Source organism: Oleiphilus sp. HI0132 (assembly GCF_001635845.1).
On record NZ_LWGJ01000176.1, the window covers coordinates 1 to 1,143 of the forward strand.

General features: G+C 43.4%; 1 protein-coding gene. It reads right to left on the reverse strand.

Annotated features, from left to right (window positions below; genetic code table 11):
- Nucleotides 1-50: 50 nt before the first annotated feature.
- Nucleotides 51-1,143, reverse strand: a 1,093-nt coding sequence (locus A3766_RS02240) for an RNB domain-containing ribonuclease (protein WP_156508623.1), incomplete at its 5' end; no start/stop codon positions are given.

Sequence of the window (1,143 nt, forward strand, 5' to 3'; positions counted from 1 at the left end):
TACATGGCTCTGCTGAGGACAGACAAGAATTTGGCCAGGATGTAGCCGGTCTAAACTAATTCGAACTGAATTTGTTTACGAGACCAGTCGATTTGCTTGAGTTTTACTTGTACTGCTTGGTCGAGTTGGAAGGACTGCTCTTTGTTGGTGATGCAAAGCAGGTCTTGGTTAAAGCTATACTTCCCTTCCATCTCCTTGGTTGAGACAAATCCTTCAATACCTGTTTCTGCTAGACGAACTTGAAAACCAGAAGAAAAGACACGATGAATCGTAGCATTTAAGGTTTGTTTGTTCTTAGCTAAATACTGGCACTTCAGCCATTGCTCAACATCATAGACGGCACTTTTGGCTTTACTCGAATTCTCACTTAATGCTTCTATTTGAGCTTCGTTAATGTAGCTTTCATTGTTGGCTGCAATCGCATCGAGTTGGCGGTGTACTAAAAAGTCACTGGCTTTTCTAAGGGGGGAGGTGAAGTTGCAATACTGCTGCAATCCCATGCCGAAGTGAGGCGCAGGTTCTAGGCTTAGCTGGCTTTTCTCTAACTGGCGAGAAATAAGTAGTTGGTAGCGAGTTAACTCATCATTACTGGAAAGCTGTTTTGATAGTTCAACAAAGCTGTCTAAAGACGCTAAAGAATCTTCTTTGTACTCAGGAATGTTTTCTTGCAGTACTTTATCCAAGCTTTCCAAGCGATCGGCACGTATGCCTTTATGGCTAATGTAGATACCGGGAAGTTTGCTTTTGGAAATGAGTTCTGCGATGCAACAGTTTGCAGCGACCATCGCTTCTTCAACTATACGGTGAGCGCTGGAGAATACTTTCTGTTTGATCTCTGCAATCTTTCCCTGGTCATTCAGCTCGAGGTAGAACTCTTGACGGTCTTTTTGAATCAGGTTGTGCTTGTTGCGGAATTCTGATCGTTTATCGGCAATAGTCTTAAGATGCTTCAGGCTTTCCTGAATATCGCTGCTGCACTCGTCTAGCGCTTCGCCTTGGTCAATAAAGCTGCCAACGACTTCGTAACTAAGCTTTTTATGAGATTGAATAAGCGCTTGTTCTAGCTCGTAGCTTTCGATATCTCCAGTCTCACTTACAGTCGCTTTTACTACTTTGGCCAGACGCGGTTTACCTTCTACCAAA